The following is a 12611-nucleotide window of genomic DNA, read 5'->3' on the forward strand; positions in this document are numbered from 1 at the left end:
TTTAGTAAACAGATGTTGCTTTTGGACAAGTGCCGGTATTAGCCCGAGTTATTTGACCGTCAGCACTGTTGGTTAAGCCATCGAGATTGAAATCCGCAACACTTGATAGCGCCCAACTTAAGAGTCTTTGCCAAATACTTAAATCCTGGGAATTCACTTGACCATCTATGTTGGCATCGCCAGGACATGCTGGTTGAGAAGCCAAAATAGAATTGAGCTGCGACATCAGGCTGTTATAAATTGCCGTCAATGTCGAAGATGAGGCTGGATCTAACTGATTGGCTGATCCTGGATTATCGAGTTTAGGCGATGGAGCAGCTTGATCAATCTGATAGAACTCATTTGTCACAACATTCGAACAACTATCTGTTGAAGAATTGTATTGCTGTGTTGTGTTCTGAACAATCTTATATTTATCGTTACGAATTCCGGTGCTGGTTTGCGCCACGATAGTAATTTGCGATTGTCCAAGCTTATACTTAGCTTGGTTTACTTGGCAACAGCTTTGATAGCCCTGGGATGAGCTATGTCCAGCGGTCACCGGAACAGCGTTAGCACCAGTGGTGTCAAAACCAGGCCCCCACCAAGTGCCATTATTGTCTTCACAAACACTCTTCGAGATAGGGATTTGCGAACAACTGCTTCCAGAGAATACGCAAGGGCCATTGCGTCCACCATTCGCCTGAATGTTATAGCTACCTTGAGCAAAATTCACGGTGCGAATGCTAGATTGATTGGCATTTGTTAGGTACGGCAACAAAGGAGCGGAGTCAATTACACGCGGTACTAATGCGGGCACATTTAAACCTGCAATTTCACCAAACAATTGGTATACATCAACCATGTTCACCATGTGATTGACTTCGCGATCAGGCTGAACAACCAATGGTCCTGAGGCAATTAAGGGCACCCAAATACCTGTTTGATATGCGGTGCCTTTTGCAAGATCGGGGTTAAACGGCGACTTAACTGAATCGCCCAGCGTGCCATTATCTCCAACAATCACAATCATTGTGTTGCTTGCTTTTGGATCGTAGATCAACTTACCGTCTTTCCCACGAGAAGCTAAACCTGTTTCAACCAAGATTCGACCAAACTCCGTATCCATTGCTTCTGTCATTTGATTCTGAATCAAACGTTGCTGCACCGAGTTCTTGCAATCTAATGAATCAATCGAAGTACCGGCATTTGGGGCCAAACCAATTGGCGCTTGTTGCAAAGGAGTGTGTGCAGAACTAAAGCTGACGGTTGCCATCCATGGCTTATTCCCAGAACGATTATTAATCCAGCTAATTGCTGCGTCCGCCTCAATCGTAGTTCGATAGCCACGATTACGCGCATCGGTAGTAGGCACCTGGGTAACTGTACCGCCCTCATTAATCACAAGCGGGGAAACGTAATATGCATTTTGCACACCAAAGTTCAGACCGCTGGGCAGAGTGCTGCTACAAGAAGTAGCATTTGGGACAAAAATACCACCGCTCATAGCACAACGTTTTCCAGGAACACCGGCGGTTGAATTTCTACCGGCAATCATCGAGCATGAGCCGTTTGGTTGGTAGCAAGCGCCAGTATCAGCACCATTTGATTGGTCTGCACCTGGAACAAAACCACAAGAATAGGTGCCAGAAGCCCCCACTCCACCAGCAGTAGTATCTATAGAGGCTGGTAAGCCACCGATCCATCCATAGAAATAATCCCAGCCTAAAACTCCAGGAGTTCCATTGCCAGCGGGATTGTTGTCGGGCCCCGCTAAATGGAATTTACCAAATAGACCGCTTTCGTAATTCGCCTGCTTGAGCAACATTGGCGTTGTCATGTCATAAGGGGAAATCTGAGAATTGGCGAGATCATCCTGCCCAATAGCACCATAAATATTTGTTCTAAATGGAAAGCGTCCTACAAACATCGATGCTCGGCCAGGCGAGCACTCAGGCATTGACCATGTATTTCGAAAACGCACACCAGAGCGAGCAACTGTTAATAAGTTAGGCATACTTGGTTGATTATCAGCGTCATACCCAAAGCTGGCCATCTGATCAATACCAACATCATCCAGAATGACAAATAAGATATTTGGAGTTCCGGATGAACTTGAAGAACCTCCTCCGGAGCTACTACTGCCACCACAGGACAAGAGTACAGCGCTGGTAGCTATAAGAAAAAATATCTTCAATGCCAGTTTATTAATCATTTTCAACACTTATATAAATATCTTTTTACTGAGTAAATTTCCATAAATCATTGAGATATCCCGAGTTCCCGGACACATCAGGCCCATAACCTCCGAACATCCACAAATTACCTGTAGCGTCAGACCAGCCAATGACGTCTTTTCTGGAGCCCGGTTGATTGCTGGCAGCAAAAACGCCGAGAGAGCCATAAACAGAGGTTGCCCCTGGCTCATTACTGCCACTCACCCAAGTCCATTGATTAGTTGAAGCGTTATATTTCCACCAATCATTAAGCAAACCACTCTTGGTAGCACCATTACCATCGGCACCAAACATCCAAAAATTTCCAGAGGTATCCACCCAAGCGAATGGGCCACGATACCATCTTGCGCCAGGGGTGTTGGTGCTTGCTGCTACACCCTGGGTACCGTAAGTTCCAAACGCATTATTCAAGTTACTACCGTTCATCCAAGTCCACTGCATAGTGGTGGTGTTGTACTTCCACAGGTCATTCAAAATTCCCGCTGCGCTTCCAACACTATCCCAACCATTCCCACCAAAAAACCATAAATTATTAGAGCTATCTAACCAACTTACCGCATCCAATCTGGAGCCAGGCTGGTTAGCGGAAGCGCTAACAGCTTTACTGCCATAAACTCCTGCAGCGTTAGTAAGGTAGCTTGATGCACCTGTCTTGCCTGCCCCACCCCTAAAGGTCCAAGTGGAATCGCTTGGATTAAATTCCCACAGGTTGTTATAGGTAATGGTTAATGCGGAATCAGCTGCACCTCCAAATATCCAAAGATGTCCATCGCTAGTAATCCATCCGTTGGCGCCTACGATACCGCCCGGATTATTCGAGGTGCTCGCTACGTCTTTGGTGGCATACGCTGGCGCTTGATTTACCAATTTACTACCTGAGACCCATGTCCATAGTCCAGTGGCAATATTGTATTTCCAGAGATCATTTAAGGTGCCAAATCCACCGCTTTCGCCATAGCCAAATCCACCATACATCCAGAGGTTCCCGCTAGTATCAGTCCAGGCAACAGGTCCAATGCGTGCGCCAGGAGCATTGGAAGAGGCAGCAACCCCTTGTGTGCCGTAACTACCAACTGTGTCGGTAGTGAGGGAACCATCCATCCAGGCCCACTCTTTAGTCTTTGGGTTATATCTCCAAAGATCCCCAAGAAAAGTGATGGCATTCTCCGTAAGGCCGCCGAAAATCCAAAAATTTCCATCGCGATCAATCCAGCTAACGGAAGTGCTTCGAGCTCCAGGCATATTAAGAGTGCTGCCGACACCTTGTGCCGTGAAATCATAGCTAAATACACCACTATATTTACTTCCACCCACCCACGTCCATCCGGTAGTTGAAGCAGCAGCAGTTGTAGCAGAGGGAGGAGGAGGAGAAGAAGATCCACCACCACAAGCAGCCAAAACAACTGTTGTTACAAGGATCGCAAGAATATGAAGGAATTTTTGCATTTAAGGATTTTGAAATAAATATCGAAAACCCATGATATTCCTTTTAATTGAACCTATATTGGGGGTTTGCACCAATCCAAAGGGTGCCGGCGGGTCAAAGACCCTTTGCAACCTTCAAAAGTAAGAAGGTTGCTATCAATATACCGCCGTTGCTTTAGCGCAAGCCCCATGATTATTTCGAATAATTTGGGCATCATCATTGTTAGTTAGACCATCTAAATTAAAGTCCGCAACACTAGATAGAGCCCAGCTTAATAGTCTTTGCCAAATACTCAAGTCTTGGGAGTCCACCACCCCGTCGATATTGGCATCACCATTACATGCAGGTTGGGATGCCAGAATATTATTCAAAGAAGTTAAAAGGCTGTTGTAGTTTTGACGTACAACACTAGACCAAGTCGACATGCTTGGCATGAGATTTAAATCAGCCTTATCAATTTTTGGCGTTGGTACCGCCTGGTCGATTTGATAGAACTCATCGGTTGTGACAGCTGCCCCAGTATCGGTCGCCGGGAAGTATGTCTGGGTCTGATTTCTAACTAATTTATAGACATCGTTTCTGACGGCCGTAGTAATTTCAGCTGCGATTGTCGTCAAAGGTAAGCCTGACTTATATTGCGCTTGATTGACTTGCCAACAAGAGCGATACCCAGTACTAGAAGGCTGACCAAATGGAGGGCCGATCACCGATGGGTCTGTATATCCAGGGCCCCACCAAACACCAGCATCACCCTCGCAAGGACTTTTATCAAACACACTTTGCGTACAAACCACTGCTAAGGTAGTGTTGTCAATTTTGGTTGGCACCAAACAAGCGCCGTTGCGCTGGCCATTTGCCTGAACGTTATAGCCGCCTTGCGTAAAGTTAATATTGCGAATACTAGATTGCGATGGATTCGTTAAGTACGGAAGTAAAGAGGCAGAATCAATTATGCGAGGAACTGCTTTCGGAACATCAATTCCAGCCATCTCTCCAAATAATTGGAATACGTCAACCATATTGGTCATATGAGTCACCTTACGGTTTGGCTCAACAACCATTGGCCCAGCCACAATTAAGGGAACCCAAACACCAGTCTGATAAGCAGTCGACTTAGCGCGCGTCATATCAAACGGATCTTTCACCACATTTGGGAAAGTACCGTTATCACCAACAATGACAATCATCGTATTACTAGCTTTTGGATCGTATGCAATTGATCCGTCATCTTTACGTGTAGCAAGCCCAGTTTGCACCAACAATCTTCCAAGTTCCGTATCCAACGCTTCGGTCATCTTATTAGAAACAACACGTTGCTGAACGAGATCACCACAGTTGAGATCATCACCCGGATCACCCCTAACCAGGCTACCTGGAGGCTGTTGGTAAGGCGTATGCGCTGCACTGTAACTCACCGTAGCCATCCATGGCTTATCACTCTTACGGGAATTTATCCATGCAATCGCAGAGTCCGTTTCGATGGTGGTGCGATAGCCGCGGTTACGACTATCGGTATTAGGCGGAGCCTGAAGGCCACCATCTGGAGTAATCACTACTAATGGAGAGACGTAATATCCATTTGCTTTTGTAAAATTGATATTACTTGGTACGGTACTTTGACATGTTGTATTGGGAACAAATACACCACCACTATGAAGACACTGCTTACCCGGAACATCGCCAAAAGTTGATCGACCAGTAATTACCTTGCAAGAGCCCTCCGGCTGATAGCAAGCTCCAGTATCAGCGCCTCCCATTGCGGCGCTAGGAATAAAGCCGCATGAGTTACCGCTACTCACTCCACCAGCGGTTAGATCATTGTTTGCGGGACCACCACGGATCCACCCATAAAAATAATCCCATCCTAATTGCTGCGGAGTTCCATTACCAGCCTCATTGTTGTCGGGACCTGCAATATGAAACTTTCCAAACATGCCGCTTTCGTAATTAGCTTGCTTTAATAACTTAGCAACTGTCATGTCATATGGTGAGATCTGAGCATTTGCTAGATCATAAGTTCCAATTGCTGCATAGACATTTGTTCTAAATGGATAGCGACCCACAAACATCGCTGCCCTGCCCGGAGAACACTCTGGCATAGACCAGGTATTGTGAAAGCGCACCCCTGATTGTGCGATAACACCCAAATTTGGCATTCTTGGTGGAGTATCGCCACCATAACCAAATGCCTCGATTTGGTCGATGCCAATGTCATCCATCACAACATACAAAATATTTGGGGTGGATGCTGGCTGCGTTGAGCCTCCACTGCTACTTCCTCCGCAAGAAAGCAGCGCGGAAAGGGAGATTGCAAGGACAGCGAATCTGAAGAAAGTTGAAACCACTTTAACGTGCCGCCTAAATTGTTATATGCATTCACAATACTCTAATTCAGAGATTGTCCCTTTGCCTCTGGGGTTTGCCCTATTTGGCCTTATACGGCAATTTTGATAGCAAGCAAGTTTCTTCGCTGGTGTGAGTGCCGTTACCTATGGTTGCACCTAAGATCCCGCCCTGTATTTTTTCTACCTTCTTGAATTTGCCGGTGACTGGATCAAGGGTAATGTTGGTGATGACGCTACCCGCAGGATAAGCAACACCCATGACTTCTTCTGGCTGAAACTTTGCCTCAATAGAAATCAAAATATTCGGACGTGCAAGAGTGACACTCTTCACTACCTGTGTTCCGAAGGCGTCGGACTGATCTAAGTCGCGATCATCTAAAAAGACCTTTGCCTTTTGGGAACCAGAAGCCAGCATGAGTTTCATTGCATATTCTTCGGTATAACCTTTCTCAGAACGCTTGCACTGAAACTCCATGACATCAACACCCCAAGCAAGAGCAGATGAAATGGTCAAGCAGGAGCAAATGAGGAGTTTGGGTAAATTCATAAGTGAGGTATGAGTGTCTTTGGTGCCCGAGGCCGGAATCGAACCGGCACGACTTTTTTGAGTCGGCAGATTTTAAATCTGCTGTGTCTACCGATTTCACCACTCGGGCTCGCACAAACAATAAAGCCGTGCTAAATAAATCAAGACAAGCGAAATTTTAGCATGCAAGCCTGTTGCCGGCCCCCGGAGGTCCTTTTGAGCGGCCCACCAAGGCTGGACTTGATAAAGCAATTAAAATACCTTCATGAATTTGCCGGCCAAACCATCTAGACCAAACACGTTTTTGCGGGTCTTTTTTTGGCTTATCGGACTTTGCCTTGCAGCTGGTTTAGTTGTAACTGTGGCCTATTTATATTCGGCTCAATCCAATATTTCCGGCAAGCGCACAATTAAGAGTCTGGGTGACTCGATTGCAATCACATTTGATGAGGTCGACATTCCTCATATCAAAGCAAAAAGTCAGGCTGATGCTTACTTTGCCTTGGGCTATCTTCATGCTAGCGAGCGCTCATGGCAAATGGAAATGAATCGCCGCATTGCAAGCGGTCGACTCTCAGAAATTCTTGGTAACGATACGGTCAAGATTGATCGCTTTGTACGCACCCTAGGAATCAAGCGTGCCGCAGAACGTCAATTTGATCGCTACCCTGTTTCTGCCAAGAGACTATTACAAGCCTATGCCGATGGTGTGAATGCAGGCAATGCGCAACTGGGCTGGGCGTTACCGATTGAGTATTTTTTGACCGGATCAAAGCCAGGCCACTGGTCTCCAACAGATAGCGTTGCCTGGATGCTCATGATGGCTTACGACCTTGGTGGCAATTGGCATAAAGAATTACAAAGACTGGAGCTCTCTCAATATCTCAGCACCAAACAAGTTTGGGAAGTTACCCCACCAAATGAACCTGGTGAACCCGTCAGCAATATGGATTTTTCCAAGCTATATCGAGATCTGAAAGTTTTTCATCCAACCCCCGGTCCAGCAGAAGCTAAACCTCAAAACTTGCCCGCTACAGAGTTAAGCCAGTGGGATCGACTTGGCGGGAAAGATGGTATCGGCTCAAACAACTGGGCCCTAAGCGGAAAATTAAGCGCTACTGGCAAGCCTTTGTTAGCCAATGACCCCCATCTTGGGCTATCCGCTCCTGCTATTTGGTATTTTGCACATCTTGATGCGCCCGGAATCAATGTGATTGGCGCAACCCTGCCCGGTATTCCGGGGGTGGTATTGGGAAGAACGGATAAATACGCGTGGAGCTTTACTAATACTGGGCCAGATGTACAAGACCTATACATCGAACAAATTGATGCCAAGAATCCCGGTATGTATCGCGGTCCAGACGGTCCACTGCCTTTTAAAGTTCACCAAGAAATTATTGATATCAAGGGTGCGCCCTCTTTTACTTTTTTAGTAAAAGAAACTCGTCATGGGCCGGTGATTTCGGATTCATACCGTCAAGCTAAACGCGTGATTGATACCGAACGCTTTGCATTAGCACTTCGATGGACGGCGCTTGATAATGAAAATCAATCTGTAGTTGGTTTGTTGGAAATGAATCGCTCTGCTGACCTTGATCAATTTAAGCAAGCGCTACGAAAAAATTACGCACCCATGCAAAATGTGGTGATGGCCGATACGGAAGGCAACATTGCCTATCAAGCCGCTGGCATTGCTCCAAAGCGACTCCTGCATCATGGCTTATATGGCGCAGCCCCTGCACTAGGCTGGGAGAAGCAATACGACTGGAATGGTTACGTTCCCTTTGAACAGCTCCCCACCAGCAGCAATCCCGAGCAGGGCTGGATAGCTACAGCCAATCAAAAGATCATAGCTGCGAATGACCCCAATCCTTTGACAGGTGATTGGGAATTGCCAACGCGCTATCACCGCATTGTTGATCTCATTAAAGCAAAAAATATTCACTCATTTGATGATATGAAAACGATGCAAGGCGATACCCTATCTCTTGCCGCTACACCACTTCTAGATCTTTTTAAGTCTAGCCAGTCATCCCACCCTTCAGGCACTAAAGCAATGGAGATTGCCAGAAATTTTGATGGTGATATGAAGGTGGATAGTGCAGGCGCTCTGATTTTCAATGCTTGGGCCGATCAACTCACTCGCAATCTCTTTTCACGATTAAGCTATTTGTTCACCGAAAATTATGGCTCACGAAACTATCGTGCACCCCTACTTAACCAAGTACAAAATCCTAATAGTCCATGGTGTGACAACCCCAAAACGGAGCGCGTAGAGTCTTGCCAGGAATCAGCTAACCTTGCTCTTGATAAGGCGCTGGATTACCTCAGCAAAGAGTATGGCAATGATCCTCAGTCCTGGGCTTGGGGCAAAGCGCATATAGCCATCTCTGAGCATCGCCCATTTAGCAAAATCCCGCTACTGGGAGACTTCTTTAATATCAAAACCCCATTCCCTGGAGACAGCTTTTCAGTCAACGTGGGGCGTTTGGAGTTATTGCAATCTAAAAATCCATATGAAACCCTCCAGGCCCCTAGCTTAAGGACTATCTTTGATTTTTCAGACCTAGAAAAATCTGTCTTCGTCTATCAAACAGGTCAGTCAGGATGGGTGCAAAGCAAGCTATACCGCAATATGAATGCTCTTTGGGCTAAAAATGATTACCTCCCTTTGCAGATGAAATCCGAAAAAATCAGTCGCCAGCTAGAATTGAGCAATAAGTAGTTTGCCCAACTTATATTGGCACATTAACTAGAGCTAGTTAAAATACCGTATCAATGTCAACAGTTATTACCAAGGACTAAATACCTATGAAATCGATTGCCGCCCTATTTACCATGTCAGCCGCATTACTCATTAGTGGAAATGCACTAGCTGCTTGGCAAGAGATTGGTAAAAATGATCAATCGGTTGTGTTTGTGGATACTGCCACTCTGCAAACTCAAGGTAATTTGGCGCAAATGATGTCGATGTTAGACTTTTTAAAACCCGGTCAAGATCCACAAACCAAAGAGAATGTGAATTCAATTATCGGCTTGAATGAATATGATTGCAGTAATGGGAAATATCGCCCGATTGAATTTAAAGTATTTGCTGGAAATCGCGGCAAGGGCAAAGTAGTTGTAGATCAAAAAACTCCTGACAGCGTTTTTGAAGCCATTCCAAATGGCTCATGGGCAGCCGGAGTATTTAATGTTGCGTGTCGTAGCAAGTAAACATCACCACTTGGGGTGGAAAACCGCCCTTAGTTTTGGCTTCATTTTTGCCTTAGGATTACTGACTGCTTGCGCCGCCCCGCTGGCAGTTCTAAGTAGTAGCGGCACAGCTGCAGCCAGCACCGCAGGATCTGCTGTAATTGCCAATCCAAGTACTGCAGCCAGCCTGGCCTCTACCGTGGCAACAGGAAAATCTCCTTTGGAGCACGCTGCTTCTGCGGCAACTAAAAAAGAATGCAGCTTCTTTAATGTGATCGACTCCAAACCCATCTGCATTGAGGTCGTTTTACCCACCATCACAGATAAAAGCGAACCTTTAGCGGGTCCAGCAGACTCAAGCAAAGACACTGCCAAGCAATAGCACTTTACTTGCCCCTTCAAAGACATAACAGACTAAAATTAGCGCTTATTAGCAATCAACAGACGATTTAATATGGCCACAGAAAACTACTACCTAACACTTACCTGTCCAAATAAACCTGGAATTGTTGCTGCAGTTTCTACTTATATTTTTGAACTGGGTGGCGACATTGAAGAAGCTCAACAGTTTGATGACAAGGCCTCCAAGCGTTTCTTTATGCGGGTGAGCTTTAGCTGCCCTGCAAATGCAGACTCATTGAGAGCAGGATTTTTAGAAATTGCCAAGCGCTTTGAGCTTACTTGGGAATTGCGTGCCGTCAAAGATCTCAAGCGTGTCTTGATCATGGCCTCAAAACTAGATCATTGCTTGGTTGACTTGCTTTACCGCTGGCGTATCGGCGAATTGCCAATGATTATTTGCGGTATTGTTTCCAATCACCCTCGTGACGTATACGCTAGCATTGATTTCGCTGATATTCCTTTCTATCACCTGCCAGTGACTCCAGAAACTAAGCCGGCACAAGAAGCTAAGCTCCTGGAGATCGTGGCTGATTCTAAAGTGGACATGGTGATCTTGGCGCGTTACATGCAGATCTTGTCTGATGATTTATCAACCAAGCTTTCTGGGCGTTGCATCAACGTTCATCACTCATTCTTGCCAAGCTTTAAAGGCGCCAAACCTTACCATCAAGCCCATGCCCGCGGCATCAAGCTCATTGGCGCTACCGCCCATTTCGTTACCAGCGATTTAGATGAAGGTCCGATCATTGAGCAAGACGTTACACGCGTTACGCATGGCGACACACCAGAAGATTTAGTGCGTAAAGGACGTGATTTAGAGCGCACGGTTCTCTCTAGAGCATTACGTTACTACCTACATGATCGCGTTCTTATTAATGGCGCGACTTCAGTAGTTTTCTCCGACTAATATAGCGGGAGCTGTTTAAGGTCTTACCCCTGGAGACTCCAGAGGTAAGCCTCTAGCACGCCACATCAGAAATAACTCTAGCTGCGCCATTTCTGGCGATCCATATTCAAACTGCTGGGCCCTGACACCGCTCATGCAGTTACGAAGTCGACGTTGCACAGATCCTAAGGTCTGCCATTCCAAACGGTAAATTGGGTAAGCATTAGGATGCCCCTGTGGAATCAGACTTCCACCGAGCTTCAGACCCGCCCTATCTTCATGGCATTGCGCACAAGATAAATTGAGTTGCCCCATCCTCTCATTAAATGCCTGACGACCCTTCTTTAAAAAAGGTGCATTTACTGGGGTCTCACTGATATAGATGGGCATGCCTTTAGATTGAAAAGCGATAAAGGCCGTCAGCGCCAGAAGATCTTTACCCTCATAAGCCAATGGGGATGCTCCCTGCGCCCCAACGCGACACTGATTAATTTGCCCTTCCAGGGTTTGCAATTTACCTTTAATCACCTTTGGAAACTGTGCCGCAACACCACGCATGGATTTCTTTGCATCGCCATGACAAGAGCTGCAGGACTTATTTTGAGAGCCCATTTTCTGTTGCCATAAAGTCTCACCATCACCAACCCAAAACATCGCAGGATTTAATGAGGGATCGTCCTGCATTGCTTTATTTTCAGCAGACATCAACTCATAGCTAGATTGTTGCTTTGCAGGAGCGCCGTGTGCAAGTGAGCTCCCTAGAGCAAGAAAGATACCGCTAAGAAATAGAGAAAGAGCTAAGTTCACAAAACAGTAATGCTAGCCTGATTTACCGCTTCATAACCACCATCTCCAACCCACTTAAACTCAAGGGTTCCAGACTCCACTGCGACAGTCGTGAAGATAATCAAGGGATTGGCACCAATACCAGAATAGAAATCCGCCTTGAATACCTCTACATTGTTATAGGTACAAGTAAAGGTACGAATAATGTCACGAGGAATCTGCTTACCGCCTTCGGTATAACGGAAACCTGACTCCATATCATGCTGTGCAATCGCACGAATCTCAATAATGGAATCCTTCTTTGCCGTTGCCGGCATAGTGATTGATGTGCGGGAAGTTTTACTCATACCATCTCCGTACAGGCAGAGAGAGTCACCAAAGTTTCAGCTGAGCCCCGCCAAAAACTACCGTTACTCATCTGTGCTATTGCCCAGACTCTTTGACTGTCAGCCAAACGCACACGAGTGGTTACGTTTGCAGTACCTGAACGTGGCGTTAAGTAAACAGTAAAGATATTTGGCGAAGGATTAGCCTCAGCTATTACATGAATCGCCTTGACGTAATCGTTAGCCGTCATCGGACTATCCACACTAACCTTTAAAACAACTAAATTTCCGTTTTCCACCAATGGAGGGATTGTCAAAGTCACCTTGCCATCTTTAATTGGAGCTCCGCCAATGATTTTTTTAATGGCCTCATCTGCATCTTCTTTTTTTGCAAATGCTGCCAAGGGATTTAAGCAAGCACTGAGAGCCAATAGACTGATTCCTGCTTGCTTTAACCAGTGTCGCCGTTGATGATGAATGATTTTCTTCATTTTGATTTCGTA

Annotated in this window: 11 protein-coding genes and 1 tRNA gene; 4 read left to right on the top strand and 8 right to left on the bottom strand. The window is 46.0% G+C overall.

Annotated elements, in window-relative coordinates; genetic code table 11:
- Window position 1: 1 nt before the first annotated feature.
- The 5 genes from ICN10_RS00345 to ICN10_RS00365 form a co-directional block, all read right to left on the bottom strand.
- Window positions 2-2194 carry a sulfatase-like hydrolase/transferase gene (locus tag ICN10_RS00345; protein WP_216211157.1) on the bottom strand — a complete coding sequence of 731 codons (2193 nt, stop codon included), beginning with the start codon at window positions 2192-2194 and terminating at the stop codon, window positions 2-4.
- Between the two features lie 25 nt (window positions 2195-2219).
- On the bottom strand, window positions 2220-3662 hold the full coding sequence (locus tag ICN10_RS00350; RefSeq protein WP_216211159.1) for a kelch repeat-containing protein: 1443 nt from the start codon (window positions 3660-3662) through the stop codon (window positions 2220-2222).
- Between the two features lie 135 nt (window positions 3663-3797).
- Window positions 3798-5987, bottom strand: a complete 2190-nt coding sequence (locus tag ICN10_RS00355; RefSeq protein ID WP_216211162.1) for a sulfatase-like hydrolase/transferase — start codon at window positions 5985-5987, stop codon at window positions 3798-3800.
- Window positions 5988-6066: 79 nt separating this feature from the next.
- The gene (locus ICN10_RS00360; RefSeq protein WP_255536773.1) at window positions 6067-6534 is read right to left on the bottom strand and encodes a hypothetical protein; all 468 of its coding nucleotides are present in this window, start codon (window positions 6532-6534) and stop codon (window positions 6067-6069) included.
- Window positions 6535-6554: 20 nt separating this feature from the next.
- A tRNA-Leu gene (locus tag ICN10_RS00365) sits at window positions 6555-6643 on the bottom strand.
- Between the two features lie 135 nt (window positions 6644-6778).
- Here ICN10_RS00365 and ICN10_RS00370 point away from each other — a divergent pair.
- The 4 genes from ICN10_RS00370 to purU all read left to right on the top strand — a co-directional run bounded on the left by ICN10_RS00370 (window position 6779) and on the right by purU (window position 11017).
- Window positions 6779-9238, top strand: coding sequence for a penicillin acylase family protein (locus ICN10_RS00370; RefSeq protein WP_216211165.1), 2460 nt, complete (start codon window positions 6779-6781; stop codon window positions 9236-9238).
- A gap of 86 nt (window positions 9239-9324) precedes the next feature.
- Complete coding sequence (locus ICN10_RS00375) at window positions 9325-9729, top strand: surface-adhesin E family protein (protein WP_216211168.1); 405 nt, start codon at window positions 9325-9327, stop codon at window positions 9727-9729.
- Complete coding sequence (locus ICN10_RS00380; protein ID WP_216211169.1) at window positions 9707-10090, top strand: hypothetical protein; 384 nt, start codon at window positions 9707-9709, stop codon at window positions 10088-10090. Before ICN10_RS00375 ends, ICN10_RS00380 begins: the two co-directional genes overlap by 23 nt.
- A gap of 72 nt (window positions 10091-10162) precedes the next feature.
- Window positions 10163-11017 carry a formyltetrahydrofolate deformylase gene (purU, locus tag ICN10_RS00385; protein ID WP_216211174.1) on the top strand — a complete coding sequence of 285 codons (855 nt, stop codon included), beginning with the start codon at window positions 10163-10165 and terminating at the stop codon, window positions 11015-11017.
- Between the two features lie 15 nt (window positions 11018-11032).
- Here the strand turns inward: purU and soxA are convergent, their stop codons facing one another.
- From soxA to ICN10_RS00400, 3 genes are read right to left on the bottom strand one after another with little or no spacing between them, the layout of a single operon-like run.
- Window positions 11033-11803, bottom strand: coding sequence for a sulfur oxidation c-type cytochrome SoxA (gene soxA / locus ICN10_RS00390; RefSeq protein WP_370626183.1), 771 nt, complete (start codon window positions 11801-11803; stop codon window positions 11033-11035).
- Entirely contained in the window at window positions 11800-12129 is a 330-nt protein-coding gene (locus ICN10_RS00395) for a thiosulfate oxidation carrier complex protein SoxZ (RefSeq protein ID WP_216211177.1), read from the bottom strand. Before ICN10_RS00395 ends, soxA begins: the two co-directional genes overlap by 4 nt.
- Window positions 12126-12599, bottom strand: coding sequence for a SoxY-related AACIE arm protein (locus ICN10_RS00400; protein WP_216211180.1), 474 nt, complete (start codon window positions 12597-12599; stop codon window positions 12126-12128). Before ICN10_RS00400 ends, ICN10_RS00395 begins: the two co-directional genes overlap by 4 nt.
- Window positions 12600-12611: the final 12 nt, after the last annotated feature.

The organism is Polynucleobacter sp. 86C-FISCH, from assembly GCF_018882415.1.
GTDB lineage: Bacteria > Pseudomonadota > Gammaproteobacteria > Burkholderiales > Burkholderiaceae > Polynucleobacter.